At 60.2% G+C, this 22,192-nt stretch carries 21 protein-coding genes; 13 read left to right on the forward strand and 8 right to left on the reverse strand.

Annotation, left to right across the window (positions count from 1 at the left end):
- The first annotated feature begins 22 nt into the window (after positions 1–22).
- Together PSV05_RS12545 and PSV05_RS12550 are read left to right on the forward strand one after the other, a co-directional pair.
- Positions 23–1,339: an APC family permease gene (locus tag PSV05_RS12545; protein WP_300065702.1), complete on the forward strand. Its 1,317-nt coding sequence runs from the start codon at positions 23–25 to the stop codon at positions 1,337–1,339.
- A 123-nt stretch (positions 1,340–1,462) separates the two neighbouring features.
- Positions 1,463–3,133: an alkaline phosphatase D family protein gene (locus PSV05_RS12550; protein WP_300065703.1), complete on the forward strand. Its 1,671-nt coding sequence runs from the start codon at positions 1,463–1,465 to the stop codon at positions 3,131–3,133.
- A gap of 12 nt (positions 3,134–3,145) precedes the next feature.
- Here the strand turns inward: PSV05_RS12550 and PSV05_RS12555 are convergent, their stop codons facing one another.
- Complete coding sequence (locus PSV05_RS12555; RefSeq protein WP_300065704.1) at positions 3,146–4,948, reverse strand: sensor domain-containing diguanylate cyclase; 1,803 nt, start codon at positions 4,946–4,948, stop codon at positions 3,146–3,148.
- 213 nt (positions 4,949–5,161) lie between these two features.
- Between PSV05_RS12555 and PSV05_RS12560 the strand changes: the two genes are divergently transcribed.
- Positions 5,162–5,746, forward strand: a complete 585-nt coding sequence (locus PSV05_RS12560; protein ID WP_300065705.1) for a TetR/AcrR family transcriptional regulator — start codon at positions 5,162–5,164, stop codon at positions 5,744–5,746.
- A gap of 105 nt (positions 5,747–5,851) precedes the next feature.
- A complete protein-coding gene (locus tag PSV05_RS12565) occupies positions 5,852–6,238 on the forward strand; it encodes a hypothetical protein (RefSeq protein ID WP_300065706.1) in 387 nt (128 codons plus the stop codon).
- 165 nt (positions 6,239–6,403) lie between these two features.
- Here the strand turns inward: PSV05_RS12565 and PSV05_RS12570 are convergent, their stop codons facing one another.
- Entirely contained in the window at positions 6,404–7,039 is a 636-nt protein-coding gene (locus PSV05_RS12570; RefSeq protein WP_300065707.1) for a zinc-binding dehydrogenase, read from the reverse strand.
- Positions 7,040–7,521: 482 nt separating this feature from the next.
- Here PSV05_RS12570 and PSV05_RS12575 point away from each other — a divergent pair, with 482 nt between their 5' ends.
- Together PSV05_RS12575 and PSV05_RS12580 are read left to right on the forward strand one after the other, a co-directional pair.
- Positions 7,522–9,531: a protein-L-isoaspartate(D-aspartate) O-methyltransferase gene (locus PSV05_RS12575; RefSeq protein ID WP_300065708.1), complete on the forward strand. Its 2,010-nt coding sequence runs from the start codon at positions 7,522–7,524 to the stop codon at positions 9,529–9,531.
- Positions 9,532–10,238: 707 nt separating this feature from the next.
- Entirely contained in the window at positions 10,239–10,649 is a 411-nt protein-coding gene (locus PSV05_RS12580; RefSeq protein WP_300065709.1) for an IS30 family transposase, read from the forward strand.
- Positions 10,650–10,679: 30 nt separating this feature from the next.
- Here PSV05_RS12580 and PSV05_RS12585 read toward each other — a convergent pair whose 3' ends face one another.
- The 3 genes from PSV05_RS12585 to PSV05_RS12595 form a co-directional block, all read right to left on the reverse strand.
- Positions 10,680–10,892 (reverse strand): polyprenyl synthetase, encoded by a 213-nt coding sequence (locus PSV05_RS12585; protein WP_300065710.1) that lies wholly within the window; start codon positions 10,890–10,892, stop codon positions 10,680–10,682.
- Between the two features lie 159 nt (positions 10,893–11,051).
- Positions 11,052–12,734: an AarF/UbiB family protein gene (locus PSV05_RS12590; protein WP_300065711.1), complete on the reverse strand. Its 1,683-nt coding sequence runs from the start codon at positions 12,732–12,734 to the stop codon at positions 11,052–11,054.
- A gap of 119 nt (positions 12,735–12,853) precedes the next feature.
- On the reverse strand, positions 12,854–14,173 hold the full coding sequence (locus PSV05_RS12595; RefSeq protein WP_345782256.1) for an alpha/beta hydrolase domain-containing protein: 1,320 nt from the start codon (positions 14,171–14,173) through the stop codon (positions 12,854–12,856).
- 84 nt (positions 14,174–14,257) lie between these two features.
- On the opposite strand from PSV05_RS12595, the gene PSV05_RS15095 reads away from it, so the two are divergent.
- A complete protein-coding gene (locus PSV05_RS15095) occupies positions 14,258–14,749 on the forward strand; it encodes a hypothetical protein (protein ID WP_345782257.1) in 492 nt (163 codons plus the stop codon).
- Between the two features lie 384 nt (positions 14,750–15,133).
- Positions 15,134–15,472 carry a BON domain-containing protein gene (locus tag PSV05_RS12600; protein WP_300065713.1) on the forward strand — a complete coding sequence of 113 codons (339 nt, stop codon included), beginning with the start codon at positions 15,134–15,136 and terminating at the stop codon, positions 15,470–15,472.
- Between the two features lie 116 nt (positions 15,473–15,588).
- Here PSV05_RS12600 and PSV05_RS12605 read toward each other — a convergent pair whose 3' ends face one another.
- Entirely contained in the window at positions 15,589–15,801 is a 213-nt protein-coding gene (locus PSV05_RS12605) for a polyprenyl synthetase (protein WP_300065714.1), read from the reverse strand.
- 92 nt (positions 15,802–15,893) lie between these two features.
- Positions 15,894–16,421 (reverse strand): peroxiredoxin-like family protein, encoded by a 528-nt coding sequence (locus tag PSV05_RS12610; protein WP_300065715.1) that lies wholly within the window; start codon positions 16,419–16,421, stop codon positions 15,894–15,896.
- Positions 16,422–16,912: 491 nt separating this feature from the next.
- Between PSV05_RS12610 and PSV05_RS12615 the strand changes: the two genes are divergently transcribed.
- The 3 genes from PSV05_RS12615 (at position 16,913) to PSV05_RS12625 (ending at position 18,996) form a co-directional block, all read left to right on the forward strand.
- Complete coding sequence (locus PSV05_RS12615; protein ID WP_300065716.1) at positions 16,913–17,665, forward strand: ice-binding family protein; 753 nt, start codon at positions 16,913–16,915, stop codon at positions 17,663–17,665.
- Positions 17,666–17,737: 72 nt separating this feature from the next.
- Positions 17,738–18,643, forward strand: coding sequence for an IS1595 family transposase (locus PSV05_RS12620; RefSeq protein ID WP_300065718.1), 906 nt, complete (start codon positions 17,738–17,740; stop codon positions 18,641–18,643).
- Positions 18,644–18,663: 20 nt separating this feature from the next.
- Positions 18,664–18,996 (forward strand): hypothetical protein, encoded by a 333-nt coding sequence (locus PSV05_RS12625; protein WP_300065720.1) that lies wholly within the window; start codon positions 18,664–18,666, stop codon positions 18,994–18,996.
- 217 nt (positions 18,997–19,213) lie between these two features.
- On the opposite strand, the gene PSV05_RS12630 is transcribed toward PSV05_RS12625, so the two are convergent.
- The gene (locus PSV05_RS12630; RefSeq protein WP_300065722.1) at positions 19,214–20,005 is read right to left on the reverse strand and encodes a DUF1828 domain-containing protein; all 792 of its coding nucleotides are present in this window, start codon (positions 20,003–20,005) and stop codon (positions 19,214–19,216) included.
- A 1,027-nt stretch (positions 20,006–21,032) separates the two neighbouring features.
- On the opposite strand from PSV05_RS12630, the gene PSV05_RS12635 reads away from it, so the two are divergent.
- Both PSV05_RS12635 and PSV05_RS12640 read left to right on the forward strand, forming a co-directional pair.
- On the forward strand, positions 21,033–21,194 hold the full coding sequence (locus PSV05_RS12635) for a DUF2256 domain-containing protein (RefSeq protein ID WP_300065724.1): 162 nt from the start codon (positions 21,033–21,035) through the stop codon (positions 21,192–21,194).
- 430 nt (positions 21,195–21,624) lie between these two features.
- Positions 21,625–22,122 (forward strand): hypothetical protein, encoded by a 498-nt coding sequence (locus tag PSV05_RS12640; protein ID WP_300065726.1) that lies wholly within the window; start codon positions 21,625–21,627, stop codon positions 22,120–22,122.
- The last annotated feature ends 70 nt before the right edge of the window (positions 22,123–22,192 follow it).

Consider the following 22,192-nt stretch of genomic DNA (forward strand, 5'->3'; position numbering starts at 1 on the left):
CACCAAACATAGGAGCTGCCGAATGAAGAACGCCGATCAGCATGGCGACTACAAACCAGATTCCATCACGCTGGGTAGTGCGGTCGCAATGGGAACCGGCGTGATGATCGGCGCAGGCATATTTGCGCTCACGGGTCAGATCGCCGAATTGGCCGGCCCGCTGTTCCCCATCGCCTTCATCATGGGCGCTGTGGTCACCAGTTTCAGCGCATACAGCTACATCCGGATGTCCAACGCGTGGCCATCCTCGGGCGGCATCGCGATGATCTTGCAGAAGTGTTATGGCTCGGGCGCGATTGCGGCCGGCGCCGCCTTGTTGATGGCGCTCAGCATGGTGATCGCCGAGAGTCTGGTGGCGCGAACCTTTGCGACGTATGCATTGCGTCCCTTCAATGTCAGCGATGGTCCCTGGGTGCCGGTGTTGGCGGTCTCGGTGCTTCTGTTTGCCTTTGTCGTCAACCTGGCGGGCAATCGTTCCGTTGGCTGGTTGTCGATCGTCATGGCAGCCATCAAGATCGGTGGAATCGCACTGTTCGGCATCGCAGCGTTGTGGTCCAGCGGCTTTCATTTCGCCGCCGCCTCGAAAACCGGCACCACGTTCGGCTTGACCGGATTCATTGCGTCGGTTGCCCTGGCGATCCTCGCGTTCAAGGGTTTCACGACCATTACTAATAGCGGTGCTGAAATCACCGAGCCGCATCGCAATGTGGGGCGCGCTATCGCGATGTCAATCGGACTCTGCGTCGTGGTTTACCTGCTGGTGGCGTTCGGCGTGGGGTCGAGCCTGAGCATCGATCAAATCATCGCCGCGCGAGACTATTCGCTCGCGCAAGCCGCCAAACCCGCACTAGGTGACATGGGCTTCTACTTGACCGTACTGCTGGCTGCCGTAGCCACAGCTTCGGCGATCCTGGCCAGCGTCTTCGCGGTGTCGCGCATGTTGGCGATGCTAACCAAGATGAAGCTGATACCGCACAAACATTTCGGCATGTCAGGATCCATCCAGCGCCATACTTTGGTTTACACCGTGGTGGTCGCTTCGGTGCTGGCAATCTTGTTCGACCTGAGCCGGATTGCCTCGCTGGGTGCGTTTTTCTATCTGGTGATGGACATGACGATCCACTGGGGCGTTTTCCGCTTCCGGCGGAAGGAAGTAGGGGCCGTCGCCCCCGTTTTGCTGACAGCGTTGATCCTGGATGCCGTCGTGCTGGGAGCTTTTACGGTGATGAAGCTGCGCTCGGATCCGACCATCGTGGCCTATGCTGTCACGGGTATTGTGGCGGTCTTCGCCTTCGAAAGAGTCTATCTGTCGCGCTGGCTGGGATCAGACGTAAGCTGAAAACACATCAGGACTGTGCCTACGACTGCGGCATCACGGCACCGTCGCTACTCTTTGAGCCTTCCCTAGCGCTGAGGCATGCCCGATGGCATTCGCAGACACCCTGTTCAAACCGGTTTTCCAATGCCTGCCCTGATTCTCGGCCCAATGCTGCGGTATGTGGGCAACACCGAGGCCACCGTCTGGGTCGAGGTCGACGGCGCCTGCGAGGTCGAAGTGCTGGGGCACACCGCGCCGACCTTCGAGGTCGAGGGCCATCACTATGCCTTGGTGTACATGACCGACCTCGCGCCGGCAACGCGTCATGCCTACACCGTGCAGATCGACGGCGAATGCGTATGGCCCGAGCCGGATTCCCCGTTCCCGCCGAGCGTCATCCAGACCTTCGACAAGGACGCGACGCTGCGGGTCGCTTTCGGCTCGTGCCGTGTATCCATGCCGCATGAGCCGCCGTATACGCTGACCCATGCGCAGGACGAGAAGCACGGGTTCGAAATTGATGCCTTGCGCGCACTCGCAATGCGCATGCGCGGGCAGGTGCCGGATGAGTGGCCGCATGCGCTGCTGATGATCGGCGACCAGATCTATGCCGACGAGGTTTCGCCGCCGGTGTGCGCCTGGATCCGCACCAGGCGCGATACCAGCCAGCCGCCGGGCGAGGAACTGGCGAATTTCGAGGAGTACACGCGGCTGTATCGCGACGCCTGGGGCCAGGCGGAGATCCGCTGGCTGCTGTCCACTGTGCCCAGTGTGATGATCTTCGACGACCACGATGTCCACGATGACTGGAACATTTCCGAATCATGGGTCAAGGAGATGCGCAACAAGCCCTGGTGGCACGAGCGCATCGTCGGCGGCTTCATGTCGTACTGGATCTACCAACACCTGGGCAACCTGTCGCCGCGCGAATTGCACGAGGATGAATTGTTCGAACGGATCCGCAACAGTGAGGCGCCGGAGGAATTCGCGGGACACTTGCGCAGGTTCGCCCAGCGCGCAGACAAGGAGCCGGACAGCTACCGCTGGAGCTTCTACCGCGATTTTGGCGACAGCAGGCTGGTGGTGGTGGACTCTCGTGCGGGCAGGATGCTCGCCAATGGTGGCCGCGACATGCTCGACGAAAAGGAATGGCGTTGGGTCGAGGCGCACATGCGCGGAGAATTCGCGCACTTGATGCTGGGCACATCACTGCCGGTACTGCTGGGCCACGGCATCCACCATCTGGAAGCCTGGAGCGAAGCGGTCTGCGCCGGCGCCTGGGGCAGCTGGTGGGCGAAACAGGGCGAACGCCTGCGCCGTTGGCTGGACCTCGAACACTGGAGCGCGTTCGGCACTTCGTTCAAGCGCATCGTGGATCTCATCCGTCGTGTATCCACCGGCGAACACGGCCAAGCACCCGGCACACTCACCATATTGTCCGGCGACGTCCACCACGTGTACCTGGCCGAGGCCCGGTTCCCCCGATCAAAAGTCCGCAGCGCTATCCACCAAGCCGTTTGCTCACCACTGCGCAACCCGCTGGGTGCGCGGGACCAGCGCATCATGCGCGCGGGTTGGTCGCGCTGGGCGGGTGTGTTGATGCGGTCTATCTCGCGTTTGGCCGGCGTCGGGCGGCCCGACGTTCGCTGGGGCCTGTGCCACGACAAGCCCTGGTTCGACAACCAGGTCGCCATCCTCTCGTTCAAGGGGCTGCAGGCGTCGATCTGCTTCGAGAAGAGTGTCCCCGGTGACGCGACGCAGCCGCACCTGGAAGCGGTGTTCGAGTATCGGTTGGACAAGACCAACGCCGACTGACACCTGTTCGCTCTACGAATCCTGATTCGACGTCTTGATGCACCATGTGTTGCGGCCTGCGAGCTTGGCTTCATAGAGTGCGGCGTCGGCCCGTTGCAACAGTTCGTCGCGACCACCCCGGAACACCGTGCCCTCGGCAATACCGATGCTAGTCGTCACGCTCAATCGCTCCTGGCCCACGACAATTTCGTTGCGTAGGCTCGAGATCAGTTTCTCGGCGATCGCCTGCGGTGCATCCGGCGCATCGATGTCATCGACCAGCACCACGAACTCGTCACCACCAAGGCGCGCGGCGAAATCGGTCGCACGAATACTGGCAAGCAGGCGCACTGCAAACTCGCGCAGCACCGCATCGCCCACCGCATGCCCATGGGTGTCGTTGATACGCTTGAAATGGTCGATGTCCAGGTAAAGCAGGGCCAATGCCTTGCCGCTGCGGCTGCTGCGCGCGATCGCCAGGTCCATTCGCTCATTGAAGTACAGGCGATTCCCCAGCCCGGTCAGGACGTCGTGGCGCGCCTGCCGTTCCAGTGCCACCATGTATTCCCGGCGCTTGGTTATGTCGCGGCCGGCGAACACGATACCCGGCGCTTCACCCTCTCCCTCGCCGGGTACGCGGCGCACCTTGAGTTCCATCCACACGTAGTGGCCATGCTTGTGCTGCATTCGGCATTCGACGCTCGCGCCGACGCCCGTGCGGGACACCGCATCGAATATCTGAAGGACATTCTCGAGGTCCTCCGGATGTATCAGGTCCCAGCGCGGCTCCGCGAACTCCTCACGGGTCCAACCCAGCATCTCGAAGACGGAGGGCGAAATGTAGCGACGCTGGTTGCCGGCGGCGATATGGCTCACCAGGTCGCTCGAATGGTCCGCCAGCAGGCGATAGTCATGCTCGCGTCGGGCGAGGCGATGCATGAGCAGCTTGCGCTCGGTCACCGCCACCGCGATTGGAAACGCCAGCAAGCTCACGTTCGCGATGAAGGCCTGCAGCATCAGCGTGCGCTGCAGGTCGCTGACGCCCTCCCCCACCATGAAAGGACCATGTCCGGCGGCTGTCTGCATCGTCGCTATCACCGCGACGATGCCGGTTGCAGGCACGAACCCGCTGAAGCGGTGGCGGAAGACGCACAACATCAGGGGCGGGAAGACCAGGAAGGTCACCGCAAAACGTGACTGTGCAAACACCAGCCAGCAAACCACGGCGACCAGGCCCAATGTCGCTGCCAGTTCCACCCGCTGTCCCGGCTGGCCAAGGATCTTCAAGCCTTCCACGCACGCAGCGATCGTCAGCGTTGCGAAAATGCCCATTCCCAGCAGGTGCGACGCAAACCATGTCAGGAAGAGCCCCGCGAAAGGCGCCGGCGTGGTCGCAGAATCATCCCCGGCCACCGATGCAATCAGTCCCGAGACTGTACAGGCCACCAGTGTGGCAACGATGGCAACAACAAAACTGCTCTTGAGCTGGGTGAGATCGCTCACGTCGTTGACCCGACTGGCCACGGCTGCGGCGACGATCCATGCATCCAGCGTGTTCGCGAAACTCAATACGATCCCGATCTGACTCAAGCCGTTCAGCAGGATATTGACCACCAGGGATGCAGCGAAGGCGCCCAGCAGATACGGCAGCCATTCGCGGCGCGGCGACGTCAGCAAGACCCCGCAAAGCACGCCACTTCCCACCCACAGTGAAGAGAAGCCGAGGGCGCCACGCGTGTAGACAATCGACCACCATGCGCAAAGCCCGATCACGACGGCAAGGCCGAGCGTCCTGGCCAATAGCACCGAGGCAGTCCGTGGTACCGATGAAGCCATGCCCGTCATGGCGCCAGACTAGACCATGTCCTGCCAGGCGACTGAAAACAGGGATCAGCGCGGGCTTCTGTTTCGTTCATGAAGATCCCGTCGCTTCATCTAACAGTTCACCTTGGCCCCTGCTTTGACTGTTTTGAGGGCCCGAAAAGGACCGCCAACCCGAAATAGTCGCACGGTTGACAAACCAGACCGACCGGTCTATTACTTAAACTCATGGCACACGCGACCAAGCAACAGTTGATGGAGCACGGCGTCGAAATGCTGCTGATACGCGGTTACAACGACTTGGGCATCGCGGCCTTGCTCGAAGCTACCAGGATCCCCAAGGGCTCGTTCTACCATCACTTCCGGTCCAAGCAGGACTACGCCCTGCAGGTCATTGACCTGTACATGGAAGAGGTGCACGCCGGCCTCGAATCCTGCCTGGGAGATACCAGTCGCCCGCCGCTCGAGCGCATCCGCTATTTCTTTGAGGTCAGCGAGGAGAACTATCGAACCCAGGGCTACATGGGCTGTCTGCTCGGTGGTTTGGGGCAGGAGCTTTCCGGCGTCAGTGAGGTGTTCCGTCAAAAGGTGGAGGAATGCCTTGACCAGATCGCAGGCCGGCTAGCTGACTGCCTCCATGAAGCGATCCGGCGGGCCGAGCTGCCGCCGGAAGCAAACCCGGAAAAACTCGCCGAGCTGCTGGTCAACTGCTGGGAAGGCGCGGCACTGCGCACGCGCTTGCGCCGCGATCCAGCCCCCTTGCGGGACATGCTCGACTTCTATTTCGCCGCTGCCGCCGTGCCGCGGGAATGAGCTGGCTGCGCGAATCCTGACGTTTCCCTGGCCGATGCCGCAGTGCTCTGTTCCATCCGGTGACCGGCCTCCTTTCAGCAACTGCAACATTACGGAGGAACCACGATGCGAATCCAGAAAAATGATGTCCCGGTCAGAATCAATGTCCCGGGCGCAATTGCACGCCAGCAGCTGAATTTTGGCGACAGCACCGGCTACGGCCCCTTGAGCGGGGAATACTTTTCACTCGGCGCAGGAACGGATATCGCGCCCTTGCTCCAGGGATTGGAGGACGACCTCTGCCAGGCTCCTCATTGGGGTTACATGCTGCAGGGAAAACTCACCGTGACCTATGCCGATGGCGAACAGGAAATGGTTGCAGGAGGCGACCTGTTCTATTGGCGCCCCGGGCATACGGTGAAAGTCGACGAGGATGCTGAAGTCATCCTGTTCAGCCCGCAACACGAGCATAGCCACGTGATCGATCACATGCTCGAAAAAATGTCGGGCTGAGACAGCGAAAGGGCCGGTGATACCGGCCCATTTCAGCGTGTGAAAACAGGGGTCTGAAAACAGGGGTAGGAGCTGACTGATGTGCTCGCCTGAATGGCGTCAGGTGCCAATTCGGAAAGTCCACGCTGACCCAGCTTCTTTCCATCCGGAACGTTCCCGCTGCCACTATCGGACGCGAATCACCCGCTTGCCGAAGTTCTCGCCTTTCAGCAGGCCGATGAATGCGGCCGGGGCATTCTCGAGGCCGTCGATGACCTCTTCGCGATAAGTGATCTTGCCGCTTTCCACCCAGCCGGCCATCTCTTTGGCAAACTCGGGGTATAGGTGGCCGAAATCCTCGAAGATGATGAAGCCCTGCATCAGGATTCGCTTGCTCAGCATCTGGCCCATCAGCCAATTCATGCGGTCCGGGCCCGGCGGCAGTTCGGTGGCGTTGTATTGCGACACCAACCCGCACAACGGGATGCGCGCATTCGAATTGAGCAACGGCAGCACCGCGTCAAATACCTTGCCGCCGACGCTCTCGAAGTACACGTCGATGCCGTCCGGGCTTGCCTGCGCCAGTTGATCGGCAAAGTCGGCCGACTTGTGGTCGATGCATGCATCGAAGCCAAGGGTCTCCATCGCATATGCGCACTTGTCCGAACCGCCGGCAATGCCGATCACCCGGCAACCGAGCAGCTTGCCGATCTGGCCGACGGTGGCACCCACCGGGCCGGTCGCGGCCGCCACCGCAATCGTTTCGCCCGCCTTGGGTCGGCCGATGTGCTTTAGTCCAGCCCACGCTGTGAAACCAGGCATGCCAAGGATCCCCAGCGCCCACGACGGATGCTTCGGGGATTGACCCAGCCGCGTGACGCCCTTGCCGTCGGCGACCGCATAGTGGATCCAGTCGCGCCCCGGCGGCGGGACCTCGCCGGCATTAGATCTGGTCGCCGATCATCAGCAGCACATGTGGCCATTTATGCGGCGGTTCGTGCGGCATGGTCACGCGGCACTAACTGAACACGACCCGGCGCATGATCGGCGGGCGTGCGTTGGCACCTGCAATGGCTGGTCGAATGCCGCCGGGATCCGCGACGCGCAACGCCTCCTGGAAATTATCCCCGGCACGTGTCCTGGCTCCCGGCATTGGTCGCTGGCACGACGGCCTCGCCGACCCTGGTGACTGAATCCGGCCCACGGCCATGGCGACCCGTTCGGTCCGATAGGACGAAGCCGGCGATGACGCCCACTTTACATCCCGGCTGTTACACCGAGGCCTGCCGGTCGAGGAAACGCGCATGGCCGATCATGATGCAGAGCGACAGCGCATGGTTTCCGTGCACATCGCCGGTCGCGGCATACGCGACCGCAGCGTGCTCGAAGCCATGCGCACGGTGCCGCGCGAACGCTTCGTCGATACCGGGATGCAGGAGTTCGCCTACGAGGACAGCCCTCTGCCCATCGATGCGGGGCAGACGATCTCGCAGCCCTATATCGTCGCGCTGATGATCGAGGCCGCGGGCATCGGCCCTGGCGATCGCGTGCTGGAGGTCGGCGCGGGATCGGGTTACGCCGCCGCCGTGGTCAGCCGGATCGCTGGTCATGTCCACGCCATCGAGCGGCACGCGTCGCTCGTCGAGGCGGCTCAGGCGCGCTTCGATGCGCTGGGTTACGACAACATCACCCTGCGCGTTGGCGACGGCAGCCTTGGCTGGCCGGAGTTCGCGCCGTTCGACGCCATCCTGGTCGCGGCCGGCGCACCCGCGCCGCCGCAGGCGCTGCGCGCGCAACTGGCCATTGGCGGACGCCTGGTGGTCCCGGTCGGGGACAGTGTCCTGGGTGAGCGGCTGCGCAGGATCACCCGCATCGACGACGACCGTTACCAGGAAGACGATCTGGGTGGGGTCAGCTTCGTGCCGTTGATCGGCGAACAGGGCTGGGCAGAAGACGGACGCCGCTCGGCCAGCAACCACGTCCCGGGCCGGTCGCGCGGGCACAGCCTGGCGCAACTGGTGGCGGACGCCGCCGAACCCCTGCCGTACATCGACGCCCCCGGTTTCGCCGAAGCCTTCGATCGCTTCGCCGACGCCCGGGTCGTGCTGCTTGGCGAATGCAGCCATGGCACCTCGCAGTTCTATCGCGCGCGCGCCGCTATCACCCGGCGCCTGGTCGAGCACCATGGCTTCAACCTGCTCGCCATCGAGGCCGACTGGCCGGACGTGGCCGTGCTCAACCGGCATATCCGCCACCAACCTCCGCGCACCGCCGCCGAGCCGATCTTCCAGCGATTCCCCCGCTGGATGTGGCAAAACGCCGAATTCGCCTCGATGATCGGCTGGCTGCGCAGCCACAACCAGGGGCGCGACGCGGCAAGCCAGGCCGGCGTGTACGGCCTGGACCTCTACAACATGCATGCCTCGATCGCGACGGTGCTGGCCTACCTGGATCAGGTCGACCCGGACGCCGCCGCGACCGCGCGCGTACGTTACGGCTGCCTGACCCCATGGCAGAAGGATCCAGCGACCTATGGTCGCGCGGTCCTGGATGATCGCTACCGCACGTGCGAGCAGGAGGTCGTGCGGCAATGCCGCGACCTGCTCGCCCGGCAAGTCGACTACGCCCGCGCCGGCGCCGACGGCGAACGTTTCCTGGATGCCGCGCAAAGCGCACGTCTGGTGGCCGCGGCAGAACGTTATTACCGGATCATGTACTACGGCGGGGCCGACAGCTGGAACCTGCGCGACACCCATATGTTCGACACGTTGTGCCACCTGCTCGAGGCGCATGGCGCGCAGTCGAAGGCCGTCGTCTGGGCGCACAACTCGCATGTCGGCGACGCGCGACATACCGACATGGGCACCGCCCGCGGCGAGCTCAACATCGGCCAGCTGTGCCACGAACGGTTCGGCGACGACGCCTGCCTGGTGGGATTCGGCACACATGGCGGCACCGTGGCCGCCGCGCACGACTGGGACGGCGCGATGGAAATCATGAATGTCCGTCCCTCGCACCGCCACAGCCTGGAACGCCTCTGCCACGACAATGCGCCGCCGCGCGCGCTGCTCGACATGCGCGAATCGGCCAACCCCGCGCTGCATCGCGCCCTGCGCGCCGCGCACCTGGAGCGCTTCATCGGCGTGATCTACCGGCCCGATACCGAATTGCAGAGCCATTACTCCGAGGTCTCCCCCTCCCGGCAGTTCGACGCCTACGCGTGGTTCGACGAAACCCATGCCGTCGCGGCGTTGCCGGTCCAGGCCGAAGGGTGGGATCGCGGCGTACCCGACACCTACCCGTTCGGGGTCTAGCGCAGCGCACATCCACCTTCATGCTTGCTCAAAGGGTCGAAGAACAATTTCGTTTCAAACGGAAATGTTCTCTGACCGGCGGATTCAGCCTCGAAGTGCAACACCCTAAATGGGAGAAGGACCAAGTGCGTTTGCCTGTCCTTCTTCACGGCCAGTGGAGTTGCACATGAGCTACACGCACCTGATCCAACACGAACGCTATCAGATTCAATGCTGGACTGCGGAAGGCTTGGCCTTCGGGAAATTGCCCGCCGACTGCAGCGGCATCCGAGCACGATCTGTCGAGAGTTACGGCGGAATGTCGTAGTGAGCGGGCATTACTATTTCGAGACGGCGCATCGCAAAGCAGGCCGACGTGCCGCTTCATGCCGAAGTCAGCCGCGCATCACCCCTGAACTGTGGACCTGTGTGGAAGCCCATCTGCGGCAAGACCACAGTCCTGAGCAAGTGGTAGGGGTGATGCGTCAGCATGATCTGCTGATAAGCCACACCCGTATTTACCAGCACATTGCCAAGTATCGTCGCCTGGGGGGAACGCTATGGATGCATCGTCGTCATCGCCGTGCCTATCGGCACCATCCGACCGTACCAAGACGCTTTACACCATCGCGTTCGCTGCATGAACGTCCATCGCACGTGCTGCAACGACGCACAACCAGGCACTGGGAGCTCGATACCCTGCGTCCCGGGCGTGGCAGGGCGCCATATTGTGTGCGGTAGAGAGACGTTCCCGCTTCGTGCACCTGGACTGGCTCAAGACGGGCGAAGCCAAGCCTCTCGCTATGCAACTGATCCGGCGCCTGCGTTGTGTACTGCCGCGCGTGCATAGCCTGACTCCTGATCGGGGCAGTGAATTTGCCTGGCATTGGCTGGTCGAAGACGAACTGCAGATCCCGGTCTACTTCTGTGACCTGTATTGCGCTTGGCAACGCGGCACCGTGGAAAACACCAATGGATTACTGCGGCAGTACTTTCCCAAGCAACGCAACTTCGACACGATCACGCCTCAAGAACTACAAGCCGTCGAAGATCGATTGAACGATCGCCCACGTAAAGTGCTAGGTTTTAGAACACCAAGAGAAGTCTATTACGCATCACTCAAGCGTTGCGCTTCGTAGTTGAATCCGCCACCTCTTTTCTGGCAAGGCCTACAACCCGGCCACGACCTCAGACACGCTGAGCCCGAGTTCAAGTTGCACGCGGACGTACTCGCGCTCTTTGCGGGACAAGGTACGGCCCGCTGCAATGCGAACGTCTTCCGCATCCAGGATGCGCATGATCCTGGGCAACGCCGAGCCTATCGCGTCAGGCCCGTAGCCGGCTTCGCGCAAGGTGGCACGCATTAGTTCTTCAACTTCCATGAACCATCCTAATTGATCTCAAGGCGTTGCATCGCACGCCGTGGGTGGCGCGTGGCCAGCCTGGCGAGGGTGCTTGCTGCCTGAGCCGCTACATCTATGGACGCAAGGGATTGCGGCCGACCAAGCGTACAAATTTGTCCCTGACACCATTTCTTTCTCTCAGCGCCCGCCGCCGCTTCGCCAGATCGAGAACAGCAGCCAAAAGCTGCCCAGCACCGCTCCCAGGAACCCGAACAGGCCGAACACCGGCAGGCCGAGCAGGGTCGGGCCGCCCGAGACGGTCATCACGATCGACGAGCCCACGATCAATGCGGCGATCACCACGCCGACAACCAGCCGGTTGGCCGAATGTTCGACGCGCTGGCCGAACTTCTCCAGCCGCTCGACGTCGAGGTTCACGTTCATCCTGCCGCGCCGCGCCATCCGCAAGAGATGCTTGAGCTCCGAGGGCAGCGAGGCCAGCAGGCCGAGGGAATCGCTGACCGCGCGGCGGCCACGGCGGGCGAGCGCGCGCGGCGAATACCGTGCCAGCATCACCCGTTGCAGGACGGGTGCGGCCTCGCTGGCCATGTCGAACTCCGGGTCGAGCCGGCTGCCCATGCCTTCCAGCGTCACCAGCACCTTCACCATCAATGCCAGGTCCGGCGGCAATGCGACTTGATGTTCCCGCAGCAGGGCGGTGATCTCGCCCATCATCGTACCCAGGTGCAGTTCCTTCAACGGCACGCCATGGTAGTGGTCGATGAATTCCTCGACCTGCTGGGTCACCGCATCGGCATCGACGCGGTCGTCGACCGACCAGTCCAGCAGCACCTCGGCGACGGGTTCGGAATCGCGCCGCACCATGCCGTCGAACAGATCCACCATCTGCTGGCGTCGTGCTTCAGACAGATGTCCCACCATGCCGAAATCGATCAGGGCCAGGCGGTCGCCGGGTAGCCAGAACACATTGCCCGGGTGTGGATCTGCGTGGAAGAAGCCATCCAGGAACATCATCTTCATTTCGACCTGTGCACCGAGCCGGGCGATGCGCGTACGGTCGCCGCCGACGGCATCCAGCGCGTCCAGGTCGGACAGTGGGATGCCGTCGATGAACTGCTGCACGTTCACCCGCTCGCCCGTCCACTGCCAGTAGACGGTCGGCACCACCAGCGCCGGCTCGTCGACGAAGGATGCAGCGATGCGTTCGGCATGCCGGCATTCGGCGGCCAGGTCCATTTCCAGCGTCAGCGACGACTGCAACTGCCGCACCAGCGCCCGTGGCTGGTAGCGCGCAAGGTCCGGCGACTCGGCCTCGATGATCGACGCCAGCCGATGCAGCAATCGCATGTCGGCCTCGACCAGCGGCTTGATGTTTGGTCGGCGGACTTTCACCACCACCTCGGCGCCATCGTGCAAGCGCGCGCGATACACCTGGGCGATTGACGCCGCCGCGAGCGGCTCGGGATCGAATGCGGCGAACACCTGATCGGGCGGCGCCCCCAAATCGGCTTCCAGCTGCTCGCGCACCTGCTCGAACGGCAACGCCGGCACGCGGTTTTGCAGCTTCTCGAATTCGGCGATCCATTCCGGTGCGAACAGGTCCACGCGCGTGGCCAGCACCTGGCCGAGCTTGACGAAACTCGGGCCCATCTCTTCCAGCGCGCGCCGCACGCGCTCGGGCGGCGGCAGCGCCACCAGTTCATTGAGTCGTTCGATCGGGACGATCTTGCCGGCGCGCTCCAACACGTGCGTCATGCCCAGCCGACCCACCATGTCGCCAAAGCCGTAACGTGCCAGCACCGAGGCCACCTCGTGCAGGCGCCCCAAGTCACGGGCGGTCGACAGTGTTTCCCAAAACATCGGCGTGGCACTCCTCGGCTGGGCGGATCCCGTCAGAACGACGTGTTCGTCCTCAGTGCAGCATGCAGGAACCGCAGTGAGTACGGGGAGATGTACCTGATCCCTCTTCTTGCTCGCCGTTATTTCGCTGCGGCCACCCGCTTGCCCAGATACCAGTCAAACTTCATCACGTCGTCCCAGGTTTTCCCCATTTTCGCGAGGATGACCTCGCGCTGGATCGGGAGCAGGAATCGTTTCGCGATGGCATCGTCGATCGAGGCGGCCGCAAGTTTCATGAAGCATTCTCGGTTACCGTAACGTTCTTCAATCGACAGTCTAGGGTCGTGTGCGGCCAAGCGTTCGTCACGCGTGCGGGCGAATGGGATAAACGCCCCGTTGAGGCCGGAAATGAAACCAAAACGTGCGAATTCCTGCAACTTCCAGTTCCAGGCAGTGTAGGTGCCGAGCGGCACCGAGGACATGGCGCCACGCCAGCCGCCCAGTTCGTTGCTGTCACCATCGACCGCCGGCACCAGCAGCGGATAGTTTGCGCCGACATGCACCGGCTCGGCGATGATGCCTTTACGCGCATAGGCGCGACCCATGCCAAGCTGCCACAACGGCGGCGGATTGGTCGGCACACGAATCCCCGGAATCGCCGGGAATTTCAAATCGGTCGCGGCGACGAGCGAGGAGCCCAGCACCGGTGCAATCGTCAGCGGCGGCGCGATCTTGTCGACCGCCCACCTCCGAAGGTTCTCAAGCTGGACATTCATGCCATCGGCCAGATCGACATTGGCATTGTAGGGATAGGCTGCTTCCTTGCCGGGCTGGGTGAACTGGCCCGCAAACTTCAGCGCGTGCGGCACGCCAGCAAAGTAATAAAGCCGGCTGTCCGCTCCCAGCGCGACCTGCTGCTTGCCATCGGTGGTCGTCTGCTGCAGCGACGCGATGCGCGCCCAGTATCCGGAGCTGCTGATGATGTACATGATCTTGGGTACAGTGTTGTCCTGCACCGCGCGGTCCAGCAGGCCGGCATGGCCTTTGCCATCGATATCCGGCGTCGGAACGTCGGCGAATGGATACAAATCCACTACGCGCACAGCGCTCAGCACCGAGTTGCCCGCCTGGCCAGGTAGCGCGTAACTGTGATTGAAAGAGCCGCGGCCTGCTCCGGCGGCAGTGACAAGCATGCCGTCGAAAACGCGTTGGCCGTCCGGGCCTGTGTTGAAACCACGGTAGACGAAGTCACGCAGGAAGCGTCCGCCCTGCGAATAGCCGTACGCGAAGACCGCGATGGCATCGCCGGGGCGATCATTGATCCCGGAAGCAATTTTTCGGGTCTTCAGATGTGTCGCGAAATCACGAAAAGCCGCCTTGCCCAAGCCCATCACCGACGCATCCTCACCCTCGTAGACGAAGCTGAAATACGTATCCGCTGCCGCAGGCTCGTCCAGCACGATGGCGCAGCGTGCATCGTTTTTCTTTTCGACCGACACTGCCGCAAAATTCCACGACTCGCGCGGCACCACGATGCCTGGATCGTGGAAATCGGCCAGCAACCGAAGCACCGCCTTGCGTTGTTTTGCATCGTGCGCGCAATAAAAGCCGTTGTATGGCAAATCGAAGGTCTTGCGGTCTGGCGTCATGTCATCACCCGAGAAGGTGGCGCGCGCAGCGCTGTGCACGTGAGCAACGGGAACCTGGAGGCCGAATTGGTCGGGTTCCATCCGAGCCTGCCAACCCACCCATGCCAGCGAGTAACCGAGTTGGAAGAACGTCGTATCCGTCAGCGCCTGCACCTTGTCGGGCGACATCAGGTCGAGTCCATCCTCGGTCTCGAAGAAATAGCCATCCATATCCGTGCGTCCACGGTTCGCAACTTCGATCAGCGTCGTGTGGTTGCCGCGCGTCGCATCAACGGGACGAATCATCACGAACGGACCGGAATACTCGACCAGGCCATGCGCATTGACCGGTGCGAAACGAATATCGGTGACATCACGCGCCGCAGCGCTGCGCGGATCGATGCGTAATGAACCGTGCCGCGGAGCACTTCATACGCACCAACGTTTCCAAAGACTTGACCACCCACCCAAGGCTGCCGATTAGTGACCTCGATAGACACGACCTCGGCGTGCGATAGCGCGGGTGCGAGAAGGCAAACAAGCACCATTTTTTAGAGCGAAAAGGGGACCGAGGGAAGGGAAAAAGTGGCCAGAGAACATTTCCCGGCAAGACCTCACGCCCCAGCACTATTCAAACGGAAATGTTCTCTGACCAGCGGATTACCCTCATCCTGTCTTGATTGGGAGATATATGAACCCCTCAGTCAGGTAGGCGCAAGAAATCACCTTGGCTTGACGCAAAGGCTGTGACTCTCAGAATTCGTCACAATTCCCAACAATGAGAGTCCCGCCATGCATCTCAAACTCATCACCGCCAGCCTGCTCACCGTCGCTGCCTTGGCCGCGTGCACCACCCGTCCCGTAACAGTCAACACCCCCGGCCCGGGCGCGACCACGGTGCAGGTCCCGGTGCTTGCCAACAGCAACATGCTGAAGACCGACGACGTTCGCGCCACCCTCAACAATGCGCTGGGCACCAATGCGGCCGGCATCGACGTCAAGGTCGAGGGCAGCACTGTCTACCTGACCGGCCATGTCGCCACGCTGGCCCTGCATGACCAGGCTCTCTCTGTCGCACAGGGTACTGCTGGCGTCTCGTCCGTGGTGCATACCGGCCTGACCGTCGATTAAGTCGCGCTTGATCGCTTGATCGCGTGTTGCGCGGGCAATAGATCCGCGTACCACGCATGCGTATAAAGCAAGGGTGTGAGGCGTTCGCGCCTCCACCCTTTTTCATCCGCTCAAGCCTACAAGCCGGCAACGACCTCTGACACGCTGAGCCCGAGTTCAAGTTGCACACGTACGTACTCGCGCTCTTTGCGGGACAGGCTGCGACCCGCAGCGATGCGAACGTCTTCGGCATCGAGGATGCGCATGATCCTGGGCAGCGCCGAGCCTATGGCATCTGCAGTGTAGCCGGCCTCGCGCAAGGCGGCGCTGATTAGCGCTTCAGTTTCCATGGTGCATCCTAAATGATCTTGAGGCGATGCATCGCACCTCGTTTTTCGCGTAGCGTGGCGCAGGAAATGTACCGGACACCAATTTTCGCCACCTAATATCGAAGTGTGCCCCGAATCGGATAATCCTTGGCCTGGATGAATTTCAAGCCATCCAGCAGCGCCGCAAGGTCAGGTCGTGCAAAAGGAGCATTGGAGACATCGATGACCTGCACCTGGTTGTCCGGATTGATCACGAATATCCCTGGCTCCGGAAACGGTCGATCGGTTTCCTCGGGAGATCGTGGCTCCGAAACATACAGGCCGAGTTGAAGCATTTGCGCGACGCTGAGGTCGTAGCCGACCGGGAACGCCAACCCCTGCGACGAAACCTGCAACTCGGCCTTCTCGAGCGGATCAGCGGACACCGCCATGACCGAGATGCCCGCGTCCCGGTAACCGGGATGCAGCTCGTTGAGCTTGTCCAGGTATTTCTTGCACAGCGGACAATGCATGCCGCGATACACCACGAGCATGCGCCAGCCGCCCTGTTTGGCCGGTGACAGCTCGCCTCCAGCAACCTTGGGCAGGGTGATTTCTGGGAACGTAACGCCGGCGGCGAGTTTCGTGGAGGGTGAGTTCATGACCGTGGGTCCTTGGTTCGCGGAAGTAAGCCTGCGTCTTGCGCGCAGGACTTTTAGGGACACCCTAAGCAAAGGCGCGTAGGCACGGCGCGAACGAATGCGGTCTGTTCGGGATCTCCAACGTGTCTAACGAAAAGGGCCAGAGAATTTTTTCGTGTTCCACCATCAACCAGCGCTGCAATTCAAGCGGAATATTTTCTCTGACCAATTTAATGTTGACCTCGTCCGAAAATGAACCCAACCCCACTTGGCAGTTTTGATTATCAGAATTGATGACCTGGTTCGGTTTTCGAAGGGCGGGCCGCTGCTAGGCTTCAGTGGGATCTGAAACTGTATATCGTCATGCGCGCTTGGTGCACGCATTGTTGACCGGTCTCTTGCGGACAAGCATGACCCGTCAATAATGAGCTGCGTATTTGACCGCATTCAGTGGTCGAATATTAGAAAAGAAAAATAATCTGAAAGCTTGTTTATAAAAAAAGGGAATATTGATGACATCAACGAAAAGCACCTTGAATTTGCGAAAGCGGTCGATGGCTATAATGTTGGCCGCAGCCGCGTTCGGTACTTCATCCGCGGCAATTGCCGGTCTGGCACCAGTTGACCTTGGAACTGCGGGTACTTTCGCAATACTGTCAAAAACAGGAGTGACAGACGTCTATAAATCTTCGGTGACGGGAAATGTTGGATCCAGCCCCATCACCGGCGCTGCCATCCTGCTGTCGTGCCCGGAAGTGTCAGGGATGATCTTCTCGGTCGATGCGGCGGGCCCCCTTCCGTGCACGGTGAATGCCGCCCCATACCTGACCTTGGCGGTCCTCGACATGGAAATTGCGTACCTTGATGCTGCAGCACGCACATCGCCCGATTTCACTGAAGTGGGTGCAGGCGAGATTGGCGGACTGACCCTCAGGCCTGGCCTGTACAAATGGGGAACCGGGGTCAAAATCTCGAACGATGTGACGCTCACGGGTGGCCCTGACGATGTCTTCATCTTCCAGATCGCGGGATCGTTGCGTCAGGCCAGTGCGACGCGGGTGACCCTGGCCGGTGGCGCACAAGCCAAGAATATCTTCTGGCAGGTCGCCGAGGGTGTGGCTATTGGCACGACCGCGCACTTTGAGGGAGTCGTGCTGGCTAAAACCCTGGTCGCTGTTAAAACTGGCGCATCGGTGCAAGGCAGATTGCTGGCACAGACTGCCGTTACCCTGCAAATGAACGCTGTGACACAGCCGGCCCCGTAAGAAAAGGCGATTATATACTTGACACACCCACGAATCAGGCGGATGATTAACTCCTAGCCCGGAGTTACCGCCATGACCGCAGACCTTTTCTCGCCCCACTTCCAAGACGCCGACAAGGCCCGCGAATACTTGGAAGATTTGCGCTGGCCGAATGGCCCGGTCTGCCCGCATTGCGGCGTTGAAGGCCAGCACTACGCATTGAATGGTGCTTCCCATCGTCCGGGCCTCATGAAGTGCAAGGATTGCCGCAAGCAGTTCAGCGTGACTGTCGGCACCGTGTTTGAGCGCAGCAAGATTCCGTTGAACAAGTGGCTTATGGCCGTGCACCTGATGTGCGCCAGCAAGAAAGCTATGTCGAGCCACCAGCTTCACCGCATGCTTGGCGTCACCTACAAATCCGCATGGTTCATGACTCACCGCATCCGCGAAGCGATGAAGCCCGGTAGCACCGGTCTCATGGGAACGGGTGGCGGCACGGTCGAAGCTGATGAAACGTACTGGGGCAATCAAGGCAAGCAGCCCAAGGGTGCTCGCGGCTATCAGCACAAGATGAAGATCGTCTCGCTTGTAGAGCGTGGCGGTCAGAAGCGCAGCATCGTGGTGAACGCGGTCAACGCCAAGACCCTGACCGCCGTGCTGGACAGCAATGTGTGCAAGTCCGCGCACCTCATGACCGACGAACACGCCGGTTACACCAAAGCGGGCCTCGAGTTCGCATCCCATGGCGTGACTCGCCACAGCACCGGCCAGTACGTTGACGGCAACAACCACTCAAACACAGTCGAGTCCAGCTTCAGCCTGCTGAAGCGTGGCCTGATCGGCACGTTTCACCACGTAGGCGAGCAACACTTGCAACGCTACGTGACCGAGTTCGACTTCCGCTGGAACTACCGCAAGACCACCGACAAGGAGCGCGCTGATGTGCTGCTTTCCAATGTGACCGGAAAGCGCCTTCAGTACCGCAGGCTTGACGCGTAAGAAACCGAAGGAATAAACACGTGAACGAAGAACAGATGAAAGCAAAATTCGAATCGATGCTCGATGATGCCTATGCGAAAGGTGAGGCTGTTTACAAAACGATGTATGAGGAAAGAATGGTCGTCGCAGACCAGCGAATGGCAGAACTTGCAGCCTATGATTTTATCTTTCGAACTCTCACAGACAATGCGTCAGTAGACGCAATACGGTCTGCGCTAGTCGTCATTGATCTAACGCTTGAGAATGCTCCGATGACTCTTTCTGATACTCAGCGCGATGCTTTTCAAGCTCAAGCAGGTAACCTGAGATCCGCAATGTATCAGCGGCTCGGCGAGCCTGAGCCTCGGAAGTAATGGTGGCCACGTAAACGTTGTGTTTGGCCATCCAGTCTCCAAGCAAGATATCTGGTTCCATTTGAATCTCCATAAAGAAGAAGCCCGCTCTAGGCGGGCTTCTTCTTTTTCTTTGGTTTCGCCTTCTCGGGCGGCTTGTCAGCTGCCTTGTGCGGCTCGGGTGGAGTACCAAGCATCTTACGCAGCACGTCATCGAAACCGGGTTCGTTACTCATAATCAGTGCCTCGTGAATGCTGTCGCGCCAAGAGCGTCACGCTTGATTCGCATCATCGCCTCAGCCTCTTGTCCACGATATGTGAGCGGAGTTAAGCGATTCAATGCTTGGCTAAATGCCTTCTTGGTCACGGACTCGGCATCTTCTAACAAGGCGATGATCGTACATTGCTCGTGAAGCTTATAGTCAGCCTCGCCTTGCAGCATGATCGCCTCGTACAAGCGCGGATCGCTACGCACCAGGAAAACGCCGACCGGCTGCCGCCCCTCGGCACGGATGACGAGATCAGCCTTAACGTCGGACACCTGCTCAAGCACGGGGGCATTAAGCATGATCTGCGCGCTAGAACCAATGATCTTTTTGATGTCGCGCACAGCTTCTTGCTTGAATGTATTTTCAGCGTTCTCGCGGCTCAGGAACGCAATGTCTTGAACGCGGATGAGGAAGTTCACGAATCGGAGTGCTGCCTTCGGCACATCGCTAATGGCGATGGCTTTGGTCTTCAGTTCGAACGTGTCTTCATCAAACTCAACCTGATACTGCTGCAACAGCGCCCGGAAAATCTCTGCCCGCGCATCAAGCTCAAGGTCAGCCCCACTGGCTTCTAAGATAGGGACGGTTGCGCCGCTATCCTCGACCCGGAATTGATGGTTCTCATCAGGCCCAACCACGTAGAAGCCTATGGGGTCTCCATCTGAACCCATGAACTGAGTACCCACGGCCAACCCTGCGGGCGTTTGACGCACCCGCAATCGGTCGCAAAACTCTTGGCAAAGGGCTTCTTTGATGCTCACAGGTTGAACTCTGTCTGTAACGGCCCGTCTTGTCCATGGGGAATGCCGAAGCGGTTGCATGCCTTCACGAAAGCAGCATCTTCACCGTCCAACCCCCAAGTGATTTGGCGACAGGCGTCAACGTCCTTGGGGATCATTCGCTTCCAATCTCCCTTGTAGCGACCTGCGGGGATGTCATCAACATTTCCGCAGCCAGCGTGCGTATGCCAGCCTCCGTGCGAGGCATGGAACTCATATGAAGCGAGCATCCGCATATCTCCTCCGAACTCTTGGCCTAGGTGTGCGTAAAAGTTCTGCTTGGAGAAATCCAAGAGGATTAGAAGCCGATATCGAACACCCTCACTGGTGAACCTGACAAGCCGCCACGAGTAGTTCGCGCCGAACCTGATCGTGTTCTTGCCCGACTTCGTAAGCGGAAACGCAGTCCGGGGGTTAGGCCCAGACTTCCACTTCCCCAAGTCGATCTCGTCCTTGGGTGCCCTAACAATGTCCTTGACCCGGATCACGGGCTGAGACTAGCAGGATGGGTGTGTCAAGTACACAATCGCCTAAGAAAAGGGGTAAGGTTCATTTTTGTAGGCCCAGTATGATGCGTTAACAACGTCATTGATCGAGAACGAACCAGAACCCCGCCCCCCGGCGGGGTTTTTGGTTGGAAAAAAACGTGGTTGGGTTCATTTACCCCTTGCCGCTATCCCTTGCCGCGAGCGGGGGTCCGGTTCGATTTCTTGGGAATCGAAGCTGCTCCGTGTCTATTGCCTTCGCCTCGGCGACCGGTTCAACCCCTGGAAAACAGGGGTGAGAGTGGACTTTCGCCACCCAGTAAATTTGCCATCGATACACCCTGCGAAAAGTCGACTCTGATCTATGCTTCGATTAAAACAGGGTCAGAGTCGACTTTTACCACTGACCAACAGAGTCCCGATGCGTCCTGAAAAAAGTCGACTCTGACCCCTGTTTTTCAGTAAAGAGGCGCCATGATGGCGCACGCGTTGCCCGCGCCTTCCGACTGAGTCACGCTGGTCACATGCATATCAAAGCCCACCTGCCGACCAAGACCTGTCCCATGTGCCAACGCCCATTCGGATGGCGCAAGAAATGGGAGCGAAGCTGGGCGGCCGTGCGCTACTGCAGCGAGCGCTGCCGTCGGCTGAAGGCCCCTGACAGGTCGAGCCCGGCGAAGGACTGAACAGAAAACACCAACGCACCAGTCTTCCCGCGGACGTCCCCAGACGTCATGCAGCACTATCGAAGGGTGGAGTCAGTAGAGAAATTTACCTGACTCTTTTCTTTCGCGTTTCATTGTGAAACCCCGGCATGTGTTGGTGTCTTTTGACGGGCGCGACTTCATACGGATCCAATGCTGGCACCTTCGCTTGGTGGAAGCCAAGATGCAGATAGGCATGTCAGCGCAAAAAAGGGGCAGAGAACATTTTCCCGATCCACCAGCAACCAGAGGTGCAATTCAAACGGAAATGTTCTCTGACCCCTTTTTGACCCCTTTTTGGAACTCCACACGTAGAGTTCCGCTGTCCGCGTCCTGCAATGGCACGGAACGCCGTTAGTAACGGCAACCGTGGCCATAACTGAGCCACAGCCACCTCCATCTGGAATAGACCATGCCCTTCATATCCGTTCTGCTTGCCGCCACGGCTCTTACCTCCACCGTGGCCGGTGTACCTCCTGGCAACGAAGCCGAGGAAGCCTATCTTGAAAAGCTCGTGATGTGCCAGGAATCCTGGTTCAGCTGGAAAGATGATGATCGGCGCATGAGCCAATACCTTGCCCGGTTCGACGCGAATTTCACTCGCAGCGAAGATGAACCGGCATTTCTCCCGAAAGGTCCTGCCAACATTTTGGGCTTTCCCCTGATCAAGGTCTATCCGCAGTCAGTAGGCATGGGTCTCGGCTTTTCAGTGCAGTTGGGCGGGCAGTTCGCGAAGATCCGTAGTGAGGTCGAGAACAAACTAGGCAAGCCGTTCGAGTGTTCCGCCAGCGACGGCATGACTTCATGCGGTGCGGAACTCGGCAAGAACAAGAGCCTCACACTGACGGCATTTGGTAATGGAGCCAATGCAATCAATCTGATTGGCTGTTTTTACAACTACGAAAAGTAGTGGAAAACCGCTCCATGTTGACGTCCATCCAGAACTGACCCACTTACGGGGATAATTTCCATCCAAAACT

Origin of the sequence: Thermomonas sp. (assembly GCF_029945965.1) — a bacterium.
Taxonomy (GTDB): Bacteria; Pseudomonadota; Gammaproteobacteria; order Xanthomonadales; family Xanthomonadaceae; genus Thermomonas.